At 63.3% G+C, this 23,481-nt stretch carries 24 protein-coding genes and 1 pseudogene; 10 read left to right on the top strand and 15 right to left on the bottom strand.

Translation table 11 applies throughout. The features are described 5' to 3' along the window. The 3 genes from EOC06_RS41430 to EOC06_RS00595 form a co-directional block, all read left to right on the top strand. The coding region (locus EOC06_RS41430) for an acetate--CoA ligase family protein (RefSeq protein ID WP_245469260.1) at positions 1–1,096 on the top strand (1,096 nt) is incomplete at its 5' end. Then, positions 1,089–1,871 carry a carnitinyl-CoA dehydratase gene (locus EOC06_RS00605; RefSeq protein ID WP_128306826.1) on the top strand — a complete coding sequence of 261 codons (783 nt, stop codon included), beginning with the start codon at positions 1,089–1,091 and terminating at the stop codon, positions 1,869–1,871. The genes EOC06_RS41430 and EOC06_RS00605, both read left to right, overlap by 8 nt. Before the next feature lie 217 nt (positions 1,872–2,088). Continuing rightward, positions 2,089–3,027, top strand: a complete 939-nt coding sequence (locus EOC06_RS00595) for an alpha/beta hydrolase (RefSeq protein ID WP_128306825.1) — start codon at positions 2,089–2,091, stop codon at positions 3,025–3,027. A gap of 34 nt (positions 3,028–3,061) precedes the next feature. On the opposite strand, the gene EOC06_RS00590 is transcribed toward EOC06_RS00595, so the two are convergent. From EOC06_RS00590 to EOC06_RS00570, 5 genes are all read right to left on the bottom strand, one after another. Then, the gene (locus tag EOC06_RS00590; protein ID WP_128306824.1) at positions 3,062–4,720 is read right to left on the bottom strand and encodes an FAD-binding dehydrogenase; all 1,659 of its coding nucleotides are present in this window, start codon (positions 4,718–4,720) and stop codon (positions 3,062–3,064) included. Between the two features lie 41 nt (positions 4,721–4,761). Then, positions 4,762–5,748, bottom strand: coding sequence for a Gfo/Idh/MocA family protein (locus tag EOC06_RS00585; protein WP_127321839.1), 987 nt, complete (start codon positions 5,746–5,748; stop codon positions 4,762–4,764). 69 nt (positions 5,749–5,817) lie between these two features. Next, positions 5,818–6,393, bottom strand: coding sequence for a YceI family protein (locus EOC06_RS00580; RefSeq protein WP_128306823.1), 576 nt, complete (start codon positions 6,391–6,393; stop codon positions 5,818–5,820). Between the two features lie 68 nt (positions 6,394–6,461). Then, entirely contained in the window at positions 6,462–7,034 is a 573-nt protein-coding gene (locus EOC06_RS00575) for a cytochrome b (RefSeq protein WP_128306822.1), read from the bottom strand. Positions 7,035–7,092: 58 nt separating this feature from the next. Further along, the gene (locus tag EOC06_RS00570) at positions 7,093–7,983 is read right to left on the bottom strand and encodes a LysR family transcriptional regulator (protein WP_128306821.1); all 891 of its coding nucleotides are present in this window, start codon (positions 7,981–7,983) and stop codon (positions 7,093–7,095) included. 96 nt (positions 7,984–8,079) lie between these two features. Between EOC06_RS00570 and EOC06_RS00565 the strand changes: the two genes are divergently transcribed. Next, on the top strand, positions 8,080–9,075 hold the full coding sequence (locus EOC06_RS00565) for an aldo/keto reductase (protein WP_128306820.1): 996 nt from the start codon (positions 8,080–8,082) through the stop codon (positions 9,073–9,075). Between the two features lie 111 nt (positions 9,076–9,186). Here EOC06_RS00565 and EOC06_RS00560 read toward each other — a convergent pair whose 3' ends face one another. Next, positions 9,187–9,789 carry a nucleotidyltransferase family protein gene (locus EOC06_RS00560; RefSeq protein WP_128306819.1) on the bottom strand — a complete coding sequence of 201 codons (603 nt, stop codon included), beginning with the start codon at positions 9,787–9,789 and terminating at the stop codon, positions 9,187–9,189. A 273-nt stretch (positions 9,790–10,062) separates the two neighbouring features. On the opposite strand from EOC06_RS00560, the gene EOC06_RS00555 reads away from it, so the two are divergent. Further along, positions 10,063–12,282: an autotransporter domain-containing protein gene (locus tag EOC06_RS00555; RefSeq protein WP_164898417.1), complete on the top strand. Its 2,220-nt coding sequence runs from the start codon at positions 10,063–10,065 to the stop codon at positions 12,280–12,282. A 78-nt stretch (positions 12,283–12,360) separates the two neighbouring features. Here the strand turns inward: EOC06_RS00555 and pheT are convergent, their stop codons facing one another. The 8 genes from pheT to infC form a co-directional block, all read right to left on the bottom strand. Further along, positions 12,361–14,769, bottom strand: a complete 2,409-nt coding sequence (gene pheT, locus EOC06_RS00550) for a phenylalanine--tRNA ligase subunit beta (protein WP_128306817.1) — start codon at positions 14,767–14,769, stop codon at positions 12,361–12,363. After that, the gene (locus EOC06_RS00545) at positions 14,766–15,188 is read right to left on the bottom strand and encodes a GFA family protein (protein WP_128306816.1); all 423 of its coding nucleotides are present in this window, start codon (positions 15,186–15,188) and stop codon (positions 14,766–14,768) included. Before EOC06_RS00545 ends, pheT begins: the two co-directional genes overlap by 4 nt. Beyond that, positions 15,185–16,282, bottom strand: coding sequence for a phenylalanine--tRNA ligase subunit alpha (gene pheS / locus EOC06_RS00540; protein WP_128306815.1), 1,098 nt, complete (start codon positions 16,280–16,282; stop codon positions 15,185–15,187). Before pheS ends, EOC06_RS00545 begins: the two co-directional genes overlap by 4 nt. A gap of 141 nt (positions 16,283–16,423) precedes the next feature. Beyond that, complete coding sequence (rplT, locus tag EOC06_RS00535; RefSeq protein WP_013528310.1) at positions 16,424–16,825, bottom strand: 50S ribosomal protein L20; 402 nt, start codon at positions 16,823–16,825, stop codon at positions 16,424–16,426. Between the two features lie 146 nt (positions 16,826–16,971). After that, the gene (rpmI, locus tag EOC06_RS00530; RefSeq protein WP_006201248.1) at positions 16,972–17,175 is read right to left on the bottom strand and encodes a 50S ribosomal protein L35; all 204 of its coding nucleotides are present in this window, start codon (positions 17,173–17,175) and stop codon (positions 16,972–16,974) included. 182 nt (positions 17,176–17,357) lie between these two features. Beyond that, entirely contained in the window at positions 17,358–18,002 is a 645-nt protein-coding gene (locus EOC06_RS00525) for an isoprenylcysteine carboxylmethyltransferase family protein (protein ID WP_128306814.1), read from the bottom strand. A 142-nt stretch (positions 18,003–18,144) separates the two neighbouring features. Further along, positions 18,145–18,771, bottom strand: coding sequence for an isoprenylcysteine carboxylmethyltransferase family protein (locus tag EOC06_RS00520; protein ID WP_128306813.1), 627 nt, complete (start codon positions 18,769–18,771; stop codon positions 18,145–18,147). Positions 18,772–18,899: 128 nt separating this feature from the next. Further along, complete coding sequence (gene infC, locus EOC06_RS00515) at positions 18,900–19,436, bottom strand: translation initiation factor IF-3 (RefSeq protein ID WP_013528312.1); 537 nt, start codon at positions 19,434–19,436, stop codon at positions 18,900–18,902. Between the two features lie 205 nt (positions 19,437–19,641). Here infC and EOC06_RS00510 point away from each other — a divergent pair, with 205 nt between their 5' ends. The 4 genes from EOC06_RS00510 to EOC06_RS00495 all read left to right on the top strand — a co-directional run bounded on the left by EOC06_RS00510 (position 19,642) and on the right by EOC06_RS00495 (position 23,014). After that, entirely contained in the window at positions 19,642–20,412 is a 771-nt protein-coding gene (locus tag EOC06_RS00510) for a carboxylesterase (protein WP_128306812.1), read from the top strand. After that, on the top strand, positions 20,412–21,554 hold the full coding sequence (locus EOC06_RS00505) for a benzoate/H(+) symporter BenE family transporter (protein WP_128306811.1): 1,143 nt from the start codon (positions 20,412–20,414) through the stop codon (positions 21,552–21,554). The genes EOC06_RS00510 and EOC06_RS00505 overlap by 1 nt, the downstream gene beginning before the upstream one ends. A gap of 118 nt (positions 21,555–21,672) precedes the next feature. Then, positions 21,673–22,155: a DUF2852 domain-containing protein gene (locus EOC06_RS00500; protein ID WP_128306810.1), complete on the top strand. Its 483-nt coding sequence runs from the start codon at positions 21,673–21,675 to the stop codon at positions 22,153–22,155. Between the two features lie 100 nt (positions 22,156–22,255). Then, entirely contained in the window at positions 22,256–23,014 is a 759-nt protein-coding gene (locus tag EOC06_RS00495; protein ID WP_127270177.1) for a M48 family metallopeptidase, read from the top strand. Positions 23,015–23,019: 5 nt separating this feature from the next. Here the strand turns inward: EOC06_RS00495 and EOC06_RS00490 are convergent, their stop codons facing one another. Further along, positions 23,020–23,238, bottom strand: coding sequence for a hypothetical protein (locus EOC06_RS00490; RefSeq protein WP_127289588.1), 219 nt, complete (start codon positions 23,236–23,238; stop codon positions 23,020–23,022). 112 nt (positions 23,239–23,350) lie between these two features. Between EOC06_RS00490 and EOC06_RS41425 the strand changes: the two are divergent. Then, positions 23,351–23,481 (top strand): annotated as a pseudogene (locus EOC06_RS41425) (N-(5'-phosphoribosyl)anthranilate isomerase); the annotation flags it as partial.

Here is a 23,481-nt window from a genome sequence, read left to right as displayed (position 1 = left end):
GACCGACAGCCACCGCGCCCATGTCAAATCGACGCTCGGGCCGCTGGTCGCGGTCGCCAATCCCTTGGACTATCACACCTTCATCTGGAACAACGAGCCGGCGATGACCGCCACCTTCACCGCAATGGTGTCGGGCGGCTTCGACCTCAACATGCTGGTGCTGGATTTTCCGCGACCTGATCGTTGTTCGGTCACCGATTGGTGGGCGACGCTGCGCGCCTTCGAATCGGCGCTGAAGACCAACAAGGCGCATGGCGCGATCGTCTCGTCGCTGCCGGAAAACCTGCCGGAGGAGTACACCGCCGAACTGATGGCGCGCGGCATGGTGCCGTTGTTCGGCATTTCGGAAGCCATGGATGCCGCCGGGGCGGCGGCCTTCATCGGCTGGGCTTGGGCCGAACCGCAGGCGCAGCCGATCGACACTTCTGCTGCCGGTGCGCCTCGTGGCGACCATGTCACGCCCGACGAGGCCGAAGCAAAATCGCGGCTGATCAAGGCCGGCCTGCCTGTGCCGAAGGGCGAACGCGCCGCCAATGCGGTCGAGGCGGTGATCTCTTCCATGGCGCTTGGCTTCCCGGTGGCGCTGAAGGCGCTCGGCGTCAGCCACAAATCCGAAGTTGGCGCCGTCAGGCTCAACCTCAGGGATGCCGAATCCGTCAGCACCGCGGCGCATGACCTGTTGCCGCTCGGCACCGGGCTCTATGTCGAGCGCATGGTGCGCGACGGTGTCGCGGAACTGATCGTCGGCTTCACCCGCGACCCGATGTTCGGCGCGGTGATGACCTTGGGCACCGGCGGCGTGCTGGTCGAACTGTTGCGCGACAGCGTCACGCTGATGCTGCCGGCAACCCGCGACGACATCGAGGCGGCATTGCGCGGCCTGAAACTGTTCCCGCTGCTCGAAGGCTATCGCGGCCGGCCGAAAGCCGATGTCGCGGCCGCCATCGATGCCATCTCGGGCATTGCCGGCTTCGTGCAGGAGAATGCCGGCGAGATCGAGGAACTCGACATCAACCCGCTGATCGTCTGTGCAGAGGGCAAGGGCGCCTGGATCGCCGACGCGCTGCTGGTGCTGGGAGAGAACAAGAATGTCTGACGTCATTTCTACCCGCCGCGAGGGCCCGATCCTCGAAGTCACCCTCGACCGGCCCAAGGCCAACGCCATCGACCTGAAGACCTCGCGGCTGATGGGCGAGACCTTCAAGGCGTTCCGCGACGATCCGGAATTGCGCGTCGCCATCGTCAAGACCGCCGGCGACAAGTTCTTCTGTGCCGGCTGGGACCTCAAAGCCGCTGCCGGCGGCGATGCCGTCGATGGCGACTATGGCGTCGGCGGCTTTGCCGGGCTGCAAGAATTGCGCGACCTCAACAAGCCGGTGATCGCTTGCGTCAACGGCATGGCGGTCGGCGGCGGCTTCGAGCTGGCGCTGTCCTGCGACCTCATCTACGCCTCCGATCATTCCTCCTTCGCGCTGCCCGAGATCCGCGCCGGCACGCTGGCCGACGCGGCAACGATCAAACTGCCGAAGCGCATCCCCTACCATGTCGCCATGGACCTTCTGCTCACCGGCCGCTGGATGGATGTCGCTGAAGCGCATCGCTGGGGCCTGGTCAATGAAGTGCTGCCTAAGGAGAAGCTCGAGGGCCGCGTCTGGGAGATCGCCCGGCTGCTCGCAGGCGGCCCGCCGCTGGTCTTTGCAGCGATCAAGGAGACCGCGCGTGTGGCCGAGGCGCTGACCTTCCAGGACGCAATGAATAAGGTGACGCGGCGCAAGTTGCCGACGGTCGATGCCCTCTACGGCTCCGAAGACGGCATGGAGGGTTTTCGCGCTTTTGCGGAGAAGCGTGAGCCGGTGTGGAAGGGGAAGTAGTGGATACCGCCGGAACGATGGCGCTTACCCCCCTCTGGCCTGCCGGCCATCTCCCCCTCAAGGGGGGAGATTGGCAGCTTCGATCTCTGCACTCTTCTTGCGACGCAGAAGGTTGGCGAAAGTCTTCGCAACATCCGATCTCCCCCCTTGAGGGGGAGATGTCCGGCAGGACAGAGGGGGGCGCCCTGGCTCAGCCTTGGGCGCCTTTCCAGCACCCATGACCGATTACAAAACCCTCATCGACGCCGAGACCTGGGCGTTCATAGAGCGGACCAATTCCTACTATCCGCCCGACACGATCGACTACACGATCGCGCAGCAGCGCGGGATCTATGACCGCATGTGCCGCGAATTCTTCGCCGGCTATCCCGAAGGCGTGGCGGTCGAAACCTCAGCCATTGCGACGCCCACGCACGACATCCCGATCCGCACCTACCGAAGCACACACAAAGCTGCGGTGACGGTGCTCTATGTCCATGGCGGCGGCTTCATCATCGGTGGGCTGGACAGCCACGACGATGTCTGCGCCGAGCTCTGTGCCCGCACCGGCTATGAGGTGGTCTCGGTCGATTATCGGCTGGCGCCGGAGCATCTGCATCCGGCGGCCTTCGACGATGCGATGAGCGCCTTCGAATGGGCCGCCGCCAATCGCGATCATCCTATCGTGCTGTGCGGCGACAGCGCCGGCGGCAATCTCTGCGCCGCCGTCAGTCACGCCACGCGTGACCGTTCGAAAAGGCCGGTTGGCCAGGTGCTGATCTATCCCGGCCTCGGCGGAGACCGCGCGAAAGGCTCCTATGTCAAGCACGCCGAAGCGCCGATGCTGACCGTGCGCGATCTCGAATTCTACAAGCATATCCGCACCGGCGGCGTTGATAGGACCGGGGACATCACGCTGTCGCCGCTCGCCGACACCGACTTCTCCAACCTGCCGCCGACTGTGCTGATCACCGCTGAGTGCGACCCGTTGTCGTCGGATGGTGAGGCCTATCGCGACCTGGTCGTGGCGGCGGGCGGACGCGCAACCTGGTTCGAGGAAACGGGGCTGGTGCATGGTTATCTCCGAGGCCGGCACATGGTCGGCCGCGCCCGCGCCAGCTTTACGCGGATCACCGAGGCGGTGACCGCGCTTGGACAGGGCGACTGGCGCTGGTGATCGCGGCTAGACTCTGAGGGCCGACAGGCGCCGCTCATCCCACCGAAGCGGCCACCGCACGGCCGGCGCTGCGGCCGGAAAAGATGCAGCCGCCGAGGAAGGTGCCCTCAAGCGCCGCGTAGCCATGCACGCCGCCGCCGCCAAAACCGGCGGCTTCGCCGACGGCGTAGAGTCCCGCAACCGGCTGGCCATCGGCACCTAGCACGCGGCTGTCGAGATCGGTCTGCAGGCCGCCCAGCGTCTTGCGGGTCAGGATGTTGAGGCGCACCGCTATCAGCGGGCCGTTTGCCGGATCGAGCATCTTGTGCGGCTTGGCCGTGCGGATCAGCCGGTCGCCGAGATAGGCGCGCGCCCCGCGCAGAGCGGTGATTTGCATGTCCTTGGAGAACGGGTTGTCGAGCTGCCGGTCGCGGGCGCGCATTTCGCGCTCGACCTGGGCTACCTCAAGAAGCGGCTCGCCGCCGGCAAGCGCGTTCATGCGCGCGACCAGCGTCGGCAAGTCGGCTTCGACGATGAAATCCTCGCCCTTCTCCATGAACGCCTTGACCGGACCCGGAATGCCCGATGTGGCGCGGCCGAGCACCTGGCGCCAACTCTTGCCGGTCAAATCGGGGTTCTGCTCGGAGCCCGACAGCGCGAACTCCTTCTGGATGATCTTTTTGGTCAGGATGAACCAGGAATAATCGAAGCCGGTGCTCATGATGTGGGAGAGCGTGCCCAGCGTGTCGAAACCGGGATAGAGCGGCACCGGCAGGCGCTTGCCGCGCGCATCGAGCCACAGCGATGACGGGCCGGGCAGGATGCGGATCGCATGATCGGTCCAGACCGGCGCCCAATTCTTGATGCCCTCGACATAGTGCCACATGCGGTCGCGGTTGATGATCGAGCCGCCGGCCTGTTCCGCGATTGCCAGCATGCGGCCGTCGACGTGATCGGGCACGCCGGTGATCATGCGCTTCGGTGCGGCGCCCAGCCGTTTGGGCCAATTCTCCCGCACCAGTTGATGGTTGGCGCCGATGCCGCCGGAGGCGACGATCACCGCTTGCGCGTGAAGCTCGAAATCGCCTGATATTTCGCGTGCGCTCTTGTGGCCGCGCTCGACAGCGCTGGGCTGCAGGATGTCGCCACGCACACCGGTCACAACAGCACCCGTCCGCGTCAGTTCATTGACGCGGTGGCGGAATTTGAAACTGATCAATCCGCGCTTTTGCGCCTCGCGCACGCGCTGCACAAACGGTTCGAGCACACCGGGGCCGGTGCCCCAGGTAATGTGAAAGCGCGGCACCGAATTGCCATGGCCGATGGCATTGCCGCCGCCCCGCTCGGCCCAGCCGACCACAGGAAAGAATTTCAGGCCGCGCTGCATCAGCCAGGAGCGTTTCTCGCCGGCGGCGAAGCCGACATAGGCTTCCGCCCATTTGCGCGGCCAGAAATCCTCCGGCCGATCGAAAGCCGCGGTGCCCAACCAGTCTTCCAACGCCAGGTCATGCGAATCGCGGATGCGCATGCGCCGCTGCTCGGGCGAATCCACGAGAAAAAGGCCGCCGAACGACCAGAATGCCTGGCCGCCCAGCGACTGCTCGGGCTCCTGGTCGACGATGATGATTTTCTTGCCGGCTTCGGCAAGCTCGGCGGCGGCAACCAGCCCTGCAAGGCCGGCGCCGACAATGATCACGTCCGCATCGTCAGCCATCTTTCCTCCCAGAATTAGCCGGCTACTTCAATTGCAAGGGGTCAGACGGTCTCCCAGCCTTCTTTGCCGCCGGCGCGGAAGATGGCATCGATGACTTTCTGGTTGAGCACGGATTCCTCCAGCGTGAAGACGCGCTCCTTGCCGCCCTGTGCCGCACGCGCGAAGGTCTCGACCTCCAGCCGGTATTGCTGCGTGCCGGGAAAGCGGAACACCTGCGCCTCGGTGTGGTTCTGGTTGTGCAGTTCGACGCGGTGGTGGTCGTAGAGCCCGGCATTGAAGGGCGAGAACAACTCGATGAAACCCTTCTCGCCGTGGAACACCATCACCTGGCGCGCCGCCATCTGCGTCGACAGATAGAAGGACAGCTCGAAGTCGCCGAAATCGGCGCGGATCGAGGAGTAGATGTCGGTGCCGAATGTCTTGTCGCGCTCGATCGTCGCCTGCACGCGCAGCGGCTCCTTGCCGGTCGAAAAGCGCGTCGACACGGTCGGGTAGACGCCGATATCGGGCAGCGCGCCGCCGCCGAGGTCGAGCTGGTTGCGCATGTTGCTGGGGTCGACATTGTAGTAGGAGAAGGCACCCTGCACATGGCGCAGCCGGCCGATGGCGCCGCTGGCGATGAGGTCGCGTACCTTGATCCATTGCGGGTGGTAGATGACCATGAAGGCCTCGCAGACCAGCACCTTTTTCTGGTCGCGCAGCTTGATCAGCGGCAGGATGTCCTTGGCGTCGAGCGCCAGCGGCTTTTCGACCAGCACGTGCTTGCCGGCTTCGATGGCCTTGGCCGCCCATTCGACATGCTGCGAGGTCGGCAACGGGATGTAGACGCCATCGACCTCGTCGGAGGCAAGCAGTTCCTCATAGGAGCCGAAGGCATGGCGCGCGCCGAAGCGCTCGGCCAGCGCCTTGGCCTTCGACAGGTCACGGCTGGCGATCGCCGACAGCACGCCGTTCTCCGCCTCGACCATCGCCGGCAACAAATGCTCGCGGCCGATCTTGGCCGTCGATAACACACCCCATCGGAACATCAGGCTTCTCCATCACAATTACAGGCAACGAGGTTTGCCCGAAATCGCCGGAAAAGCCAATGACGAGGGTCAGCCCCTTTTGCCGGTCAGCGTCATGTCGAAGTCGACGATGTTGGAATAGATTGGCGTGCCGACATCCATGCCGTAGCGCGACCTCAGCACCTTGCCGGTGACATGGAATTTGATCGTCCCGGCCTTGAGACCGCCAAGCTCGGCCGTGAACTTTTCCGGAAACGTCTTGCCGCGCGCCGTCAGCCGGCCGCTGACGAGGGCCGTGGTGTCGCTGGTTCGGGTCACGCTGGTAGAGCGGAACTGGATCTCCGGGTTGTTGGCGGCATCGAACACCGCGTCGGAGCGCAGGAAGGCATCGATACGGCCCTGGCCGGTGCCAACGCTTTCGGGAAAGATGGTGAAATTGACCTGCGAGTGCCCGACATCGCTGTTGTCGATGCGGATCGAGCCCTTGAAGCGGGCGAAGGCGCCATTCAGGCCGCCGCCGCCGACCTTGCCGATGGAGAAGCGGATGCTGGAGTTGGCCGGGCTGATCGAATAGCTGCCGGCGGCGTCGCCAAGCGCGACGGCCGCTGAAACAGGCATGGCGAGGCAAGCGGCGACCGCCGCAAATCCGAGAATGCGCGTGTACATGGGGATGTTCCTTGTTGGAGGCAGCGCATTCCTGCGCCCTCACTCCATGAACGAATGAACCGCTCGCTCTATTCCGGATCTGACGAAGGCGTGATCATGCGCATGAGCACGCCATCCCTGAGCTGGAAATGATGCCGCAGTGCCGCCGCGACGTGGAGAGCCACAAGCGCCATGCCGGCATAGGCAAGATACCAATGCGCCGCCGCCCAGAAGCTTTCGGCACCATCCGATTCGGCCAGCGGCAGGTTCGGCATGACGAACAGGTTGAACGGCAGGCTGGGTATCTCCAGCATCGAGACCGACACCAGCGCCCAGCCGGACAAGGGCAAGGCAAGCTGAAACGCGTAGAGCGCAAAATGGGCCAAAGGTGCCGCCCGACGTGCCAAAGTCCCGACCGAGCGCGGCAGCGCCGGCGTTGTATTGCCGCAGCGCCAGACGATGCGCAGGATGATCAGGCCGAGCAGCAGGAAGCCGAAGGATTTGTGCAGCTGGATCAGTTCGAAGGCGGTGCGCTGGCTGGTCACCCGCACCATGACGAAGCCGAGTCCGAACTGGCCGATGAAGATCAGCGCAATCAGCCAGTGAAGAATGATCGCGCCCCAGCCATAGCGGGTGGTGCTGTTGGTGATCGATGTTTGCATCGTTGGTGAACGACCGCGATGCCGGTTTTCTTCCACCAGGGGGAGGGGCGAGCCCGCTCTATCCACTCACCTTGAAGAAATCGACAAACGCCCTGAGCGCTGGCCGCATCTGACGGCGGCTCGGATAATAGACAAAGAAGCCGTCGAAGGGCGGGCACCAGTCCTCCAGCACGCGGATCAGCCTGCCGTCGGCGAGCGGGGCGCGGACATAGTCCTCAAAGACGAAGGCGAGCCCGGCGCCGTCGACCGCCGCCTGGGCGATCAGATGGTCCTCGTCGAGGATCAGCGGTCCCTCCACCGCCATCTCGATCGTCTCGCGGCCTTTATCGAACTCCCAGCGGTAGAGGATGCCGCTGGAGAAGCGGAAGCGGATGCAGCGGTGGCCGGCCAGGTCGCGCGGGTGGCGCGGCTTGGGGTTGACCTCGAAATAGACCGGGGCGCCGACCACCGCGCCGCGAAGGTCCGGCCCGATGCGCACCGCGATCATGTCGCGCTGCAGGCTCTCGCCAAGCCGGACGCCAGCATCGAAGCCGCCTTCCACCACGTCGGTGAAGCGGTCCTCGATGACGATCTCCAGCACGATGTCGGGATAGGCCGACGCAAAGGCGCCCAGCCGTGGCGTCAGCGCCAAATGCGCTGCCGTGCGCGGCACGGTCAGGCGCAGATTGCCGGCCGGCCGGTCGCGCGTCTCGATTGCCGTCTCCAGCGCCAGGTCGATCTCCGACAGCGCCGGCCGCAGCCGCTCCAGCAACTGCGCACCTTCTTCGGTCGGCGCGACGCTGCGTGTGCTGCGCGCCAGTAGCCGAACGCCAAGCCGCGCCTCCAGGCTGGATACCGCGTGGCTGACAGCCGAAGGCGCGATGGCCAATTCCCTGGCGGCGCCCCGAAAGCTGCCGCATTGAGCGACAGTTGCCAGCACGGCCAATTGGGAAAGATGCGCGCGCTTCATTGATCTATCTTTTAGTACAGCCCGTGCGGATGAAAGCCGATTATCGAACACAAGGCAAGGCGCTACTTCTCCCACATCGCAACAAGGAGACGCGTTATGCAAACCCGCAAGCTAGGAACTGAATTGAACGTCTACCCCGTCGGCCTCGGCTGCATGGGCATGAGCTTCGCCTATGGCGGCCAAGCGGAAGCCGATGCGATCGCCACGCTGCATCGCGCCGTCGATATCGGCGTCAACTTCTTCGACACGGCGGAGGTCTATGGCCCCTTCGAGAACGAGATCCTGCTCGGCAAGGCGCTGAAGTCGGTGCGCGACAAGGTGACGATCGCGACAAAATTCGGCTTCCGGATTCTGGAGGAAGGTACAGGCCTCGACCGCATGGCTGGCGTCGACAGCCGCCCCGAGCACGCCAAAGCGGTCGCCGAGGCCTCGCTGAAGCGGCTGGGCACCGATGTGATCGACCTCTACTACCAGCACCGTGTCGACCCCAACGTGCCGATCGAGGATACGGTCGGCGCCATGGCCGAACTGGTGCGCGAGGGCAAGGTGCGCGCGCTTGGCCTGTCCGAGGCGAGTGCCGCGACCATTCGCCGGCCCCATGCCGTGCATCCGATATCGGCCGTGCAGAGCGAATATTCGCTGTGGAGCCGCGACCCGGAAGACGAGGTGTTCGCCATCTGCCGCGAACTCGGCATCGGCTTCGTTCCCTATAGCCCGCTCGGCCGTGGGCTGCTGACCGGCACGATCGCCAAGCCCGAGGCCTTGAGCGACGACGACTGGCGCCGGACCTTGCCGCGCTTCCAGGCCGAGGCGATGGAAGCCAACGCCGCTGTCATCGCCACCTTGGAAAAGCTGGCTGCTGAAAAGGCCCTGACCTCGGCGCAGCTGGCGCTGGCCTGGGTGCTGCATCAGGGCGATTTCATCGTGCCGATCCCCGGTGCGCGGAAGATTCGCCATCTCGAGCAGAATGCGGCAGCGGCCGGGATCGCGCTGAGCGCGGCCGAGGTGCAGGCTATTGGTGACGCGCTGTCGCCCAACAAGGTTATGGGCAAGCGCTATACTGAGGAGTTGCTGGCGCTGGTGAATGGGTAAAATCTGCGAGTAAGCGAAAGGGGCGCCGGGCGCCCCTTTTTCGTACGCAGCGCGGTGCAAAAGGTGGGAGACGCTGGCGTGAAGCGCCCCCCTCTGCCCTGCCGACATTTCCTACCAAGGCACGACAGTGATCTCCGGCCAATACTCCTGGGCGCGTCTGCCCTTCGCCTCATGCGTCTTCTGGTTGTCCATCACCCGGTTCGGTGTGATGCGGAACGAAAAAACATCATCCAGCCCGAACGGCGCCACCAACACCAGCTGCCCGTCAGCATCGTATCGAACCCCGACGGCGTGCGTCTTCGAGGCAAAATGGCTGACGGATTCGCTGGCGCTCGAAAAGCGCGGGCAAGGCCGGCCGAACTTCTGCGGATACCAAAGATGCACCCGCGCCTGATTGCGCACCTCGACCGGCAGCGGCAGTCCTTCGAAATGCTTCTCCGCCCGGCGAATAACGGCGTCCTCGGCCTCGTAGGAGAGGTCGCTGTCATCGAAGTAGAACAGGTCGACATCCCTGATGCCATACCCCGAAGGCTTGCCGGTCAGATGGTTCCAAACACTGTTGTAGAGCGCGCCGGAAACCACCAGCCAGTCCGGCAGGTCGAGCGTGCGAGCCCGCGCCAGCGCGTCGCGTAACAGCGGGTCGGCAAGCACGATGGCGAGAAACGCCGCGCGCTGCTCTTCAAGAGGAAGGCCCGAATAGCAGAGAGGATCCATCGCCCTTTGGAGAGCGATTCGGCAAGTATCCGCAATGCTTCGCCCATAGCGCCACCAAAGATGTGGCCAGATTGCAACGTGACCGGACCATGATGCTCGGCCTGGCCCTAAAACAGCCCCACCCTCGTCATCTGACGACTATGCGCGTCTGCCCATCTGCCGGCATGGACGATTGCTATTGGAATTTTCCACACCGGCTGGGGTAGCCTGGGCATGCAGATATCGTCGGTTTGGCCAGCAGCATCGTCGAGAGGACCGATCGACAGGGCAAAATTGACTGCGAAGTGGTTCTGGATTGCCGCGACCTTCTGCGTTCTGATCGCAGCCTCGCTCAATGCAAGTGCTGCGGCGGAGCCGATCGTGATTTCCCCGGCCACGCTGCCGGATGGGAGAGTTGGTGAGCACTATGATCGGACGCTGATGGCTTCAGGCGGAGCTGGCGGGCCATACACGTTCGCGCTCACTTCGGGGGTCACGCCGGTCTCCTTCAGCAGCGGCGGCGTCCTCTCCGGGGCAGTGATAGCCGCCCCCGGCACCTATAATTTCAGAGTCCTGGCGACAGATCAGGTCGGCAACACCGGCACACGCGACTACACGATTGTGATCGCGGACAACCCGGTCTTGATTTCGCCTGCTGCGTTGCCCGGCGGGCAGATTGGCCAGCCGTATAACCAGGCGCTGACGGCTTCGGGTGGCGCTGGCGGTCCCTACACGTTCTCGATCGTTTCGGGCTCCATGCCCGTCGCCTTCAGCAGTGCCGGCGTCCTCTCAGGGCCAGTGATAGCTGCCCCCGGCACCTACAGTTTCAGGGTCCGGGCGACAGACCATGTCGGCAACAGCGGCGAACGCGACTACACGCTTGCGATCACCACTGGCCCGCCCATCGTAATTTCACCGGCAGCTTTGCCCAATGGCCAGGTTGGGCAGCCCTATAGCCAGATGCTGACCGCAACCGGCGGTGTGGGCGCGCCTTACACGTTTCAGCGGATCATCGGAAATCTGCCCGAAGGCGTTTCGCTCGCAACCGATGGCACACTCGGCGGCACGCCGACCGAGAGCGGATCATTTGCCTTTGCCGTCGATGTGTTCGACACCTCCGAGAACAGGGCAAGGCGCGAGTATACGCTGGACATCGCTGCGGCGCCCCGACCGACGGCGCCGTCACTGACCATGACGATCGTTGCCGGCATGTCAGCTTCGCTGCCGTTGACACCGGGTGCTACCGGCGAACCATTCAGCGCCGCGGCGATCATGTCCAGCGCCCCCGCCGAGGGCGGCACGGCGACGCTGTCCGGCGCGCCCAACTACCTACTGACCTTCGCGTCCTCGCCGGTGTTTTCAGGCACCGTCATCGTAACGTACACACTGACCGGACCCGGCGGCGTTTCCGATCCGGCCACGGTGACCATCACCGTCACCACGCGGCCGGACCCCTCCGACGATCCGGAGGTCGCCGGGCTGCTCAATGCCCAGGCGCAAGCGGTGCAGCAATTCGCCGCCGGGCAGACAGACAATATCAACCATCGCATGGGCGCTTTGCGAAGCGAGGCGTGCCGCAAGGCCTTTGCGAATGGGCTCGAACTGTCTGGCCAAGGCGCCGATGGCAATGCCGCCAGCGTCGACTTTCCAGACGGATCCGATTGTGGGGGCGACGCGGCAAAGCTGGGCTTCGGCTTGTGGGCCGGCGGCCACATCGATCTCGGCCATAGTTCGCCTGACGATAGCGCGGAGCGGGACTCCGTTTCGATCAACATGACCACCGGCATCGACTACCGTTTCAACGACCGTTTCGTCGCCGGTCTGGCCGTCGGCTACTCCAGCGACGACAGCGACATTGGCGGCAATGGCACCGAGAGTTCCGGCGAGGCCTACAGCGCGACGCTCTATGCGAGCTATCGCCCGGCCGAAAACCTGTTTCTCGATGCCCTGGCCGGCTACGGTTCGTTCAGCTTCGATTCGAAGCGCTTCGTGACAAGTGTTGGCGGCTTTGCCGACGGTCAGCGTGACGGCGACCAGATTTTCGGCTCGCTGACTGCCGGTTTCGATCATAGCGTCGGCGGGCTGCGACTCACTCCGTTCGCCAGGTTGACGGCATCCTCTTCGAGCCTCGACGCGTTTACCGAAACCGGAGCAGGCATCTATTCGCTGAGCTTCGGCAAGCAGAGCGTCGACAGCCTCGGCGGCACGCTTGGCCTTGCCGGCGGCTATGACATGCCGGTGGCCCTCGGCGTCTTCACACCACGCTTCCGGTTTGAATACACTCACGAATTCTCCGGCTCGAGCGGCGTCGATATCCGCTACGCGGATAGTCCGGATGGCCATGTCTATGGCTTCCAGACGCAGCCTTTGGCGAGTGACCAGGTGATGATCGGCCTGGGCGCCGATCTGCTGCTGCACCAAGGGTTATCCATCGGGCTCGATTATCGCGGCACAATCGGCTTTCAAGACAGCTACAGCCATGCCTTTGGCCTGAGGGTCGGCGGCGGGTTCTGACCATTGCGGCAACGGCTGCTCATCCGTCCCGTGGACGGATGAGCAGCCCCATCGCTAACAGTTCAGTCGCCTTGGGCGCTACGTCCTCAGAACGCCACCGGCCTGCTTACCGACATTCTCGACGATACGCTTGGCCAGTGCCTCGAAATCCTCGTCGGTCAGTGTCTTTTCAACCGGCTGGATCGACACTTCGATGGCGATCGATTTCTTGCCCTCGCCCAGCGAAGCGCCTTCGAAGATGTCGAAGACCGAGACGGCGGTGATGAGCTTCTTGTCGGCGGCGAGCGCCGCGCGCACCAGCGTGCCGGCCTCGACCGTTTTGTCGACGACGAAAGCAAAGTCGCGCTTCACCGCCTGGAAGGGGGACAGTTCCAGTTTCGGCTTGGTTTTCGTCGGCTTGGCCTTCGGTTCGGGCACGGCATCGACGAAGACTTCGAAGCCGCACAGTGGCCCGGAAACATCAAGGCCTTCCAGCGTCTTCGGGTGGAATTCGCCGAAGGTGCCGAGCACGGTTTTCGGACCGAGCTTGATCGTGCCGGAACGGCCGGGATGATACCAGGCCGGGCCGCCGGCCTCGATCTGCAGCCGGTCGGCAGGCGCACCGCAGGCTTCCAGTGCGGCGATCGCGTCGGCCTTGGCGTCGAACACGCCGACCGGGCCTGAATTGCCGGCCCAGTTGCGGCCTGAGCCGTCGAGCTTGGCGGTGCCGCGGCGCACGCCGGCGGCCACGCGCCGCTGCTGGTCGGCGCCGTCGCCCTCATAAGTGCCCGACACTTCGAACAGCGCCACGTCGCCGATACCCTTGTCGGCATTGCGCTGGGCAGCAGCGATCAGGCCCGGCAGCAGCGAGGGCCGCATGTCGGACATGTCGGCGGCGATCGGGTTGGCGAGCTTCAGAGCGGTCTGGCCGCCGCCGAACAGCTCGGCGTGCCTGGCCGGAATGAACGACCAGGTGACGGCTTCCATCATGCCGCGCACGGCAAGCGCGCGCTTGGCGGTGCGGGTACGGACCTGCAGCGTGGTGAGGATCCTTGCATTGACCGCGTCATGCGCACCGAGCGGTTGCGGTGCGATGTTGTCGACGCCATGGATGCGCATGACTTCCTCGACCAGGTCTGCCTTGCCGTCGACGTCGGGGCGCCAGGACGGCACGGCGACATCGACGACATCGCCCGATCCCTCCGGCTTGAAGCCAAGGCGCGACAGGATGTCGAGGCTTTCCGCCTTGGGAACCTCGATGCCGGTCAGCCTCTTCACTTCCGAAAGCGGGAAGGAAACGATCTTCGACTTGTGGCCGGCATAACCGACGACTTCCATTTCGGTCGGCGTGCCGCCGCAGAAATCGAGCACCAGTTTCGTTGCCAGCTCGACGCCGGGAACCATGAATTCGGGGTCCACCCCGCGCTCGAAACGGTAACGCGCGTCGGTGATGATGCCGAGCGTGCGGCCGGTGCGCGCCGTGGTGATCGGGTCCCAAAGGGCGGATTCGATCAGCACATCTGATGTGTTCTCGTCGCAGCCCGAATGCTCGCCGCCCATGATGCCGGCGATCGACTCGACGCCGTTGTCATCTGCGATGACGCACATTTCCGGCGTCAGCGTGTATTCGCGGCCGTCGAGCGCCTGCACCTTTTCGCCATCGCGCGCGCGGCGCACGACGAGATTGCCGGCAACCTTGCTGGCGTCGAACACATGCAGCGGGCGGCCACGGTCGAAGGTGACGTAATTGGTGATGTCGACCAGCGCACTGATCGGTCTCAGCCCAATGGCGATCAGCCGCTGCTGCAGCCATTTTGGCGACGGCCCATTCTTGACGCCCTTGACTAGGTTGAGTGCGAAGCCGGGGCAAAGCTCCGGCGCTTCGATCGTTACCTTGACCGGACACATGCCGTTGCCGACATGCGGCATGATGGCGCCGCCGACGAGGCGGCCAAGCCCGCTCGCCGCCAGATCCCTGGCGATGCCGTAGACGCTGGTCGCATCCGGCCGGTTCGGCGTCAAATTGATCTCGATGACCGGATCGTCGATGTGCGCATAGGCAGCGAAGCTGGTGCCGACAGGCGCATCCTCAGGCAGGTCGATGATGCCGTTGTGCTCGTCGGACAGTTCCAGCTCGCGCTCGGAACACATCATGCCATGGCTTTCGACCCCCCTGATCTTGCCGACCGCCAGCGTCACGTCGATGCCGGGCACATAGGTGCCGGGCGCGGCAAAGGCGCCGATCAGGCCGGCGCGGGCGTTTGGCGCGCCGCAGACGACCTGCACAGGTGGTTTGCCGTTGCCCGTATCGACAGTCAGCACGCGCAGCCGGTCGGCATCGGGGTGCTGGACCGCCGTCAGCACCTTGGCAATGACGAAGGGTTTCAGGCTCGACTTGTCGTCGACATGCTCGACTTCGAGGCCGATCGAGGTCAGCCGCTCGACGATCTCGTCAAGCGGGGCGTCGGTCTCGAGATGATCCTTGAGCCAGGAGAGGGTGAATTTCATGGGACTGTTCCGTCTGGTCTTTTGACGCTTGTTTTCAGATGTCTCGGCAGGTCGTCGGAGATATGCAGGAAGGCAAGCTGCTCGCTGACATAGGCATGCTGCGTCGGCTCGAAATCGGCCGGCGTGTCCATGGCGCCGAGCATGAAGTAGATGTCGTCCTCCAGTCGCTCGTCGACATAGGCGATGGGCGAGCCGCAGGTGCCGCAGAAGGAGCGCGTCGCCGGGCCGTTCTCGTACATCTTCAGCGCCTTGCCGGTGAACGCGACCTGATCGACCAGGAAGCCGACAAAGGCCGACACCGGCGCGCCGCTGGCCCGCCGGCAATCGCCGCAATGGCAATAGCTGACGTGGTGCGGTTCGGCCAAGGCCTCGAACCGCACGGCGCCGCAACGGCAGCCGCCGGTGTACGGCGCTGTCATGCGCTTAGGCCCCCAAACAGCGTCGGCATGTCGAGCGGCCTGAAGCCGTAATGCGCCAGCCAGCGCACGTCGGCATCGAAGAAGGCGCGCAGGTCCGGCATGCCGTATTTCAGCATGGCGATACGGTCTATGCCCATCCCCCAGGCAAAGCCCTGATATTCGTCCGGATCGAGCCCGCCATGGCGCAGCACGTTGGGGTGCACCATGCCGCAGCCGAGGATCTCCATCCAGTCGGAGCCTTCGCCGAAGCGCACTTCGCCGGGCCTGGAGCGGTCACACTGGATATCAACCTCGAGGCTCGGTTCGGTGAACGGGAAGAAGGACGGCCGGAAGCGCATCTTGACCTGCGGCACCTCGAAGAAGGCCTTGCAGAACTCCTCCAGCACCCACTTCATGTTGGCGACGTTGGCCGTCTTGTCGATCACCAGCCCCTCGACCTGATGGAACATCGGCGAGTGGGTGGCATCCGAATCCTGCCGGTAGGTCTTGCCCGGAATGACGATGCGGATCGGCGGCTTCTTCGTCTCCATGGGGCGGATCTGCACCGGCGAAGTGTGGGTGCGCAGAAGCTTGCGCTCGCCCTTCTCGTCCGGCTGGAAGAAGAAGGTGTCGTGCATCTCGCGCGCCGGATGGCCTTCTGGGAAATTCAGCGCGGTGAAATTGTAGTAATCGGTCTCGATATCGGGGCCTTCGGCGATGGAAAATCCGAGGTCGCCGAAGATCGCCGCAATCTCGTCGATGACCTGGCTGATCGGGTGTATACGGCCGCGCTCAGCCGGCGACTGCCGCACCGGCAGCGTCACATCGACCTTTTCGGCGGCGAGGCGCGCGGTGATCGCCACATCTTTCAACTCGGCCTTGCGCGCCGTCAGCGCATCTGTGACGCGGTTCTTGAGTCCGTTGATTGCGGGGCCTTTGACCTGACGCTCCTCGGCGGTCATGGCGCCAAGGGTCTTCAGCATCTCGGACACGGCGCCCTTCTTGCCGAAAGCAGCGATGCGCACGGCCTCGATGGCCGGCTCATCGGCGGCCGAGGCGATTTCGGCCAGAAGTGAGTTTTCAAGCGTATCCAGGCCAGTGGTTGCGTCGTTCACGGTCAAAACTCGCTACGTTGGAAATCAGCTCAAAGTGAAAGTCACTTTTAAGTTGAAGTTCAGGCAAAAGAAAAACCCGCGCCAGCCGTGCCAGCGCGGGTTCCCCAAATCAGAATTGCGAATGCTTGGGAAGCGCTGGTCTTAGGCGACAGCGCTTTCAAAAGCGTTCGGCGTGGTGTTCTTCAGATATTCGAGCGCCACCTTGGCCTTGGCGACCAGGGCTGCGAAAGCCTGCGGCTCATGGATGGCCATGTCCGACAGGATCTTGCGATCGATCTCGATGCCCGACTTGTTGAGGCCGTCGATGAAACGGCCATAGGTCAGGCCATGCTCGTGCGTCGCGGCGTTGATGCGCTGGATCCACAGCGCGCGGAACGAGCGCTTGCGGTTCTTGCGGTCGCGGTAAGCGTACTGCAGCGACTTTTCCACCGCCTGCTTGGCGATGCGGATGGTGTTCTTGCGGCGGCCGTAGAAGCCTTTCGCGGCTTTCAGGACCTTCTTGTGCTTGGCGTGCGAGGTGACGCCTCTTTTTACGCGTGCCATGTCATGATCTCCTTAAAAGCAATTCCAGGAAAAGTGCCCTTGCGGTTTTCCGTTCGGAATTGCGTAAAACAAATGCGTGTCCAGACCGAATGCCTTATTTGAGCGGGATGTTATCCAAAAAGTCTGCAACTTTTTGGCATCACGCCTCAGAGGCCGTTCGGCAGAAAATTCTTGATGACCTTCTTGCCATCCGGTTCAGCCAGAACCATCGTGCCGCGGGCATTTCGAATGAACTTGTTGGAACGCTTGATCATGCCGTGACGCTTGCCGGCAGCAGCCGACAGGACTTTACCCGTACCTGTGATCTTGAACCGCTTCTTGGCGGCCGATTTGGTCTTCATCTTGGGCATTTTGCTACTCCGTATTGTTGGCGCACTATCGCGCTTCTTGTTCGCTTCGGGCCGACCAAAGCCCGAAAAGCAAATGAAACCGCCACGGCATGCCCTGCCGGGCGGTTTTCTTGAACGGCGGTCCTATACGTTAAAGACGGCCCGCGCGCAACACCTGTGGAGATGCGGCGCTGTGTCCTTGGTCAGGGCAGCGTGAACCAGACCGGCAACATGCCTGACAGCTGGGCTCCGTCTATCAATTCGAAGGCCGGCAGGGCGATGAGAAACACCAGGCCGTCGAGCAGCGTGGTCAGCAGCAGGCGGGGCTTGAAGCTGCCCGTATCGCCCTCCTGGTAGAGCGACAGCTTCGGGAAGAAGCGCGGCACCTTCTCCAGATAGGCCTGGTACGGCGCGCCGAGCGCTTCCTTGAGGAACTTCTCTTCGCGCAGGATGACGATGTGGAAGGCACTCGCGCACAGCAGCGCAAAGAGAATGATGCCGGAGAACGAGCCGATCTGCGCACCGACGCCGGCCGCGGCTACGGTCGAGAACACATAGAGCGGGTTGCGGGTTATCGAGTAGGGCCCGCCGGTCACCACCTCGGAAGATTTGCGCCCGCCTATGTAGAGCGTCGCCCAAAGGCGCCCGACGATGCCGAGGAAAATCAGCAGCACGCCGAACATTTCGATCGACTCATGCACCCAGGTTTCAGGCGGAAAACTTGATTGGCCGAACAGCAGTGCCAGAAACAGCACCACCACCAGCACCGCAAGCACCATGCGGCGCATATGCTGATAGCCGCCCAGCCCGTGTGCCTCGACGGGCGCAGACTTGATTTCATTGACCATGGCGGAATCCGATCGTCGAAAAATTTGCCGGCGATCGCAGCTTCTGGCCAAGAAAACAGGGCCCCGCCGATCGTTGGGATGACTTGCAGGATAATTCAGGCGGATTTAATGCACGTCGCCTTTTTTGACTGCCTGCCGCCGCTCAATACAGCCAGAAGAGGACGGGAATTACACCGCTTTCCTGTCCGGACTCGATGAGTTCGAAAAACGGTATGGAAACCAGAAACATCAAGCTGTCGCGCAGCGTGTGATTGAAGATGCGCGGTGTGAAGGTGACCTCGGCCTGATCGCGATAAAGCCGGGGATTGGGAAAAAAACGCGGCACCCGTGCGACGTAGTCCTTGTACGGCGCCCCGAGCACGGTCGTCAAATGCCGTTCCTCGCGCAGCGTGACGATGTGGAACGCGGCCGCGCACAAAACCGCCGACGCTACCGCGACGATCGCGCTGCCGGTCTGGGTGCCGATGCCGACGGCCGCTACGGTGGAGAAAAAATACAGCGGGTTGCGCATCACCGAATATGGGCCGGTTGTAACCACTTCGGCCGACTTGCGGCCGCCGATATAGAGGATCGACCAGAGCCGGCCGCCGATCCCGATCAGTATCAGGGCGATCCCGTGCGCCTCTATGCGTTCGTGGGTTAGTTCATCGTGCGGGGAGCCGCCGAAGATCAGCAAAGCGCAAAAAGCACCGATTAGCAGCGCCAGCAGGACGCGCCGGCGCCGCTGATAGCGACCCATTTCACTTGTAGAACGTGCCGCAGCGGTCATAGGAGAATCCTTTCGCCGCGAGGACCGGCAACCAGAATCCTTGTCGATGCAACTTGCGGAGAAATCATGGCGAAGACAAAACAAACAAAAGGCCGCCGAAGCGGCCTTTGCTTTTGACGGGGATCGCTCTAGCGCGGCGACAGCACCATCATCATCTGGCGGCCTTCGAGCTTCGGTTCCGCCTCGACCTTGGCGATCGTCGCCACTTCCTCGCGGACCTTGTTCAGAAGCTGCATGCCGAGTTCCATATGCGCCATCTCGCGGCCACGGAAGCGCAGCGTCAGCTTGACCTTGTCGCCTTCCTCGAAGAAGCGGCGAACCGCCTTCATCTTGGTCTCGTAGTCATGGCTGTCGATGTTCGGGCGCATCTTGATCTCCTTGATCTCGATGACCTTCTGGTTCTTGCGCGCCTCGGCCGCCTTCTTCTGGTTGGCGTATTTCAGTTTGCCGAGATCGAGTATCTTGACGACGGGGGGCACCGCATTGGGCGATATCTCGACGAGATCGAGCCCAGCCTCTTCGGCGAGCAGCAATGCGTCGTTGATGGAAACATCGCCGCGGTTCTGGCCTTCGGCGTCGATAAGCTGGACCCGGGGAACCCGGATGTCACGGTTGGAGCGCGGGCCATCCTTGGTCGGCGCCGCTGCTTTGAAAGGTCTGCGAATGGTCGTGGTCTCCTTGGCCGTTTCGTTCAGGGTCTGTCAGTGTTGATGCATGGACGCGCCAATGTGGTGAGCGCGCGGGCGGAGTCAATAGCACAGCATTGACAGAAAATCACCCTGATCGCTGCTCTGCACCAAACAAACAACATCGTGAGCACTTTTCGCCACGCCACCGTCCGTGTCACAAGACCGGCGTTGAGGAAAAGCCATGACTGCCACGCCCCCAATCTTTCTGGATGTAGATGGATCGCGCATCGCGGTGCGCCATACTGCTGGCTCTACGCCGGGCATCGTCTGGCTCGGCGGCTACAAGTCGGACATGCTGGGCACGAAGGCTCAGACGCTGTCGGACTGGGCGGCAAAAGAAGGCCGCGCCTTCCTGCGCCACGATTATTCCGGCCATGGCGAATCCGGCGGCGCCTTCGCCGACGGCACGATTTCGACATGGCTTACGCAAAGCCTTGCCGTGTTCCGGCATTTCACCCGGGGCAGGCAGGTCCTGGTCGGCTCCTCGATGGGGGCCTGGATCGCGCTGCGCATGGTGCAGGAACTGCGCAAGGCAGGCGATAGCAACGTCGCCGGCATGGTGCTGCTGGCGCCTGCCCCGGATTTCACCGCCGAACTGGTCGAACCGGTGCTGACCAAGGCGCAGAAGCGCGATCTCGCCAAAAAAGGTTTCTTCGAAGAGCCGTCGGACTATTCCACGGAACCCTACATCTACACCCGCGCGCTGATCGAGGACGGGCGCGACAACCTGACAATGACAGGCCCGATCGACACCCATTGCCCGGTGCACATCCTGCAGGGCCTGGCCGATGCAGATGTGCCGGCAAGCCATGCGCTGAAGCTGGTCAGCCTGCTGCCCGCCGACGACGTGACACTGTCGCTGATCCCTGACGGCGACCATCGCCTGTCGCGACCGCAGGATCTCGACATGCTGGTTAGGGCCGTCGATGCGATGGCGCAGAGGGGAAACTGATGCGCCTTTCCATCCCGATATCCGCCTTCGTCGCGGCGATCGTCGGCTTCGGCGGCACGCTGGCCATCGTCATCGCCGCCGCCAACGCAGTCGGCGCGACGCAGATCGAGACGGCAAGCTGGGTAACGACGATCTGCCTGGCCATGGCGATCGAGAGCCTGTGGCTGTCATGGCGCACGAAGATGCCTGTCATCACCGCATGGTCGACGCCGGGCTTGGCTCTGATCGCGGCATCGAGCGGCTTTTCGATGAGCGAGGCCGTCGCCGCCTTCATCGTCACCGGCGTCCTTCTGATCGCCACCGGGCTGTTTCGGCCCCTGACCAAGCTGATCTCGAGGATACCGCCCTCGGTCGCCTCGGGCATGTTGGCCGGTATCGTCGTCACCTTCGCGCTCAATGCGGTGAAGACCATTCCGATCGACCCGTGGCTGATCCTGCCGCTGATCGCTGCCTTCTTCGTTATCAGGCTGTTCAACCCGGCGCTGTCGGTGCTGGCGGTTCTGATCGGCGGTGGCCTCGCCGCTTTCCTCACCGGCCGTGTCGGTGGCCTGCCGACACCGGAACTGTCGACGCTGACGCTGATTGCGCCTGACTTCACCACCAAGGCGGTGATCGGCCTGGCACTGCCGCTCTACCTCGTCACCATGGCGTCGCAAAACCTGTCCGGCCTCGCCGTGCTGCGCGCCGCCGGCTATCACCCGGAGCCCGGCCCGCTGATCGGCGTCACGGGCCTGTTTTCGCTGCTGTCGGCGCCGTTCGGCGGCTCGACGACCAATCTGGCGGCGATCTCGGCGGCGATCTGCACCGGACCGGACGTCCACCCCGATCCCGCCGAGCGCTGGAAGACCGGGCCGTTCTATGCACTCGCCTATCTTATCTTTGCGATTTTCGGCGCTTCGCTGGTGGCGATCTTCGCGGTGCTGCCGCAGAGCCTGATCGTGCTGGTGGCAGGCCTGGCGCTGATGGCGTCGCTCGCCAACGCGCTGTCTATCGCGCTGAAGGAAGAGGCGGATCGCATGGCCGCCACCGTCACCTTTGTCGTCACCGCGTCGGGTCTGACGCTGTTCGGCGTTGGCGCCGCATTCTGGGGCCTGATTGCCGGGCTGGTCGTGCTTTTCCTCGATATGATCAAAAAGCGATAATCATTTCAGATGCTTGTCCGGATTTGGCGGACATTGTCTTGAATCGCCGTTTTTCTCTTCCCATTTCGATTCCACGCAGCCCGGATTTGGCTGTCTCCAACCGAAGGAATGGGAGAAAATGAACGCATCCGCATTGATCCGTCCGGCCTGGACGCCGGCAACCATCGCGTTGATGGTTGTAGGTTTCATGGTGTTCTGGCCACTCGGCTTCGCCATGCTCGCCTACATCATCTGGGGCGACCGCCTCGATGGCTTCAAGCGTGACGTCAACCGCGCGACCGACGGCATCTTCGCCGGCTGCCGCCGCGGTTCCGACAAGGCCGCGCGCTGGGGCAATGGCTCCGCCCGCACCGGCAACGTCGCTTTCGACGACTGGCGCGAAAAGGAACTTGAGCGGCTGAACGAAGAGCGCCGCAAGCTCGACGAGATGCTGACCCAGTTCGACGAGTATGCCCGCGAATTGCGCCGCGCCAAGGACCAGGACGAGTTCGACCGGTTCATGGCCAACCGCAACAAGTCGACGGCTCCGACGAAGACCGATCCAAGCACCGGAACGACGACCACCAAGGGTGGCAAGGGCTCGAACCTGCTTGACGACTGAGGCCAAGCGACTGGCCACATCGTGAAAAAACGGCGTCGCGCGAGCGGCGCCGTTTCTTTTTTGTTCTAGTCGTTTTTCTCGAATCGCGTATCGTCCCGCCATGACTCTCGGCTTCTTTCGCAATCTGACAAAGCCCAAGCCCACGCCTGTCGTGGAGCGCGAATATTGCGTCGCCGGCCGCACGCTGCCGCTTAAGATCGTCGAGAGCGCCAGGGCGCGCCGAATGACGCTGCGCATCGATTCAGGCGGCCAGGGTCTACGCATAACCGTGCCGCCAGGCCTGCGCCGCGGCGAAGTGGACAGGTTCCTCGAGCGGCACCAGGACTGGCTGGAGCAGCGACTGGCCAAGGTGCCGACGCGGCCGCAGGTGCGGCCCGGCATCAGGATCCCGCTGCGCGGCGTGCCGCACCGCATCGTCCATGAACCGTCAAAGCGCGGCACCGTCACCGTGTCGCGCGACGAACGTGGTCCGCTCTTGATCGTGCATGGCGACCGCATACATCTGCCGCGCCGCCTCGCCGATTTCCTCAAGCGCGAGGCCAAGAAGGAAATCGAGAAGCTGGTGGCCAAACACACCGAGGCGCTCGGCAAGCGCGCCAAGGCGATCCGCTTCAAGGACACGTCAAGCCGCTGGGGGTCATGCACCTCCGAAGGCAATCTGTCCTTTTCCTGGCGCATCATGATGGCGCCGTCGCCGGTCATCAACTACCTCGTCGCGCATGAAGTGGCGCATCTCAAGGAGATGAACCACGGTCCGAAATTCTGGAAATTGTGCGAAAAGCTCTGCCCCGACACCGATCGCTGCAAGGACTGGCTGAAGCGCAATGGCGGTGCGCTGCAGGCGATCATGTTCGAGTAGATCGCTCAGTCGTCGTTGGCGGCGTTCAAGTCCTCAGGCCGTAGCCCCTCATCGCCATGATGCGGCCACGGCAGGAAATTGCCGTCGAATTCATCGCCGCCGAAATAGTCGAGTGCGCGGTGCGCCTCGGCGCCGTTGAAGGCGGCCTTGTCGATCAGGTGCGCGATGACCTCGCGCGCCTGCGCGATCTTCTGCCTGAGTTCGGCAATTGTCCTGTCGGTCATGATCGTGCTCCCGCCATGTGTCCTATTCATCCATAGGTAGCGCCTTTGGCCGCGCCGGCAAACGGCATGCTTTTTCTCGACTCTTATCGCTTTTCATGCCAATTCCCGCGCCATGGCACTCGACATCAAGATCTGCGGCTTGAAGACCGACGCGGCAATGGCCGCGGCGCTGGCCGGCGGCGCCAGCCATGTCGGGTTTATCTTCTTCGCCAAAAGCCCACGCTATGTCGAACCCGCCGAGGC

It is taken from the genome of Mesorhizobium sp. M7A.F.Ca.MR.362.00.0.0 (assembly GCF_004023175.1).
Lineage (GTDB): Bacteria > Pseudomonadota > Alphaproteobacteria > Rhizobiales > Rhizobiaceae > Mesorhizobium.
This window is presented reverse-complemented; position numbering and strand designations above follow the sequence as displayed.

Bases quoted from the DNA above. Each gene is read 5' to 3' on its own strand.
- EOC06_RS00605 (WP_128306826.1), top strand. From the start codon at position 1,089: ATGTCTGACGTCATTTCTACCCGCCGCGAGGGCCCGATCCTCGAAGTC.
- EOC06_RS00595 (WP_128306825.1), top strand. From the start codon at position 2,089: ATGACCGATTACAAAACCCTCATCGACGCCGAGACCTGGGCGTTCATA.
- EOC06_RS00590 (WP_128306824.1), bottom strand. From the start codon at position 4,720: ATGGCTGACGATGCGGACGTGATCATTGTCGGCGCCGGCCTTGCAGGG.
- EOC06_RS00585 (WP_127321839.1), bottom strand. From the start codon at position 5,748: ATGTTCCGATGGGGTGTGTTATCGACGGCCAAGATCGGCCGCGAGCAT.
- EOC06_RS00580 (WP_128306823.1), bottom strand. From the start codon at position 6,393: ATGTACACGCGCATTCTCGGATTTGCGGCGGTCGCCGCTTGCCTCGCC.
- EOC06_RS00575 (WP_128306822.1), bottom strand. From the start codon at position 7,034: ATGCAAACATCGATCACCAACAGCACCACCCGCTATGGCTGGGGCGCG.
- EOC06_RS00570 (WP_128306821.1), bottom strand. From the start codon at position 7,983: ATGAAGCGCGCGCATCTTTCCCAATTGGCCGTGCTGGCAACTGTCGCT.
- EOC06_RS00565 (WP_128306820.1), top strand. From the start codon at position 8,080: ATGCAAACCCGCAAGCTAGGAACTGAATTGAACGTCTACCCCGTCGGC.
- EOC06_RS00560 (WP_128306819.1), bottom strand. From the start codon at position 9,789: ATGGATCCTCTCTGCTATTCGGGCCTTCCTCTTGAAGAGCAGCGCGCG.
- pheT (WP_128306817.1), bottom strand. From the start codon at position 14,769: ATGAAATTCACCCTCTCCTGGCTCAAGGATCATCTCGAGACCGACGCC.
- EOC06_RS00545 (WP_128306816.1), bottom strand. From the start codon at position 15,188: ATGACAGCGCCGTACACCGGCGGCTGCCGTTGCGGCGCCGTGCGGTTC.
- rplT (WP_013528310.1), bottom strand. From the start codon at position 16,825: ATGGCACGCGTAAAAAGAGGCGTCACCTCGCACGCCAAGCACAAGAAG.
- rpmI (WP_006201248.1), bottom strand. From the start codon at position 17,175: ATGCCCAAGATGAAGACCAAATCGGCCGCCAAGAAGCGGTTCAAGATC.
- EOC06_RS00525 (WP_128306814.1), bottom strand. From the start codon at position 18,002: ATGGTCAATGAAATCAAGTCTGCGCCCGTCGAGGCACACGGGCTGGGC.
- EOC06_RS00520 (WP_128306813.1), bottom strand. From the start codon at position 18,771: ATGACCGCTGCGGCACGTTCTACAAGTGAAATGGGTCGCTATCAGCGG.
- EOC06_RS00510 (WP_128306812.1), top strand. From the start codon at position 19,642: ATGACTGCCACGCCCCCAATCTTTCTGGATGTAGATGGATCGCGCATC.
- EOC06_RS00505 (WP_128306811.1), top strand. From the start codon at position 20,412: ATGCGCCTTTCCATCCCGATATCCGCCTTCGTCGCGGCGATCGTCGGC.
- EOC06_RS00500 (WP_128306810.1), top strand. From the start codon at position 21,673: ATGAACGCATCCGCATTGATCCGTCCGGCCTGGACGCCGGCAACCATC.
- EOC06_RS00495 (WP_127270177.1), top strand. From the start codon at position 22,256: ATGACTCTCGGCTTCTTTCGCAATCTGACAAAGCCCAAGCCCACGCCT.
- EOC06_RS00490 (WP_127289588.1), bottom strand. From the start codon at position 23,238: ATGACCGACAGGACAATTGCCGAACTCAGGCAGAAGATCGCGCAGGCG.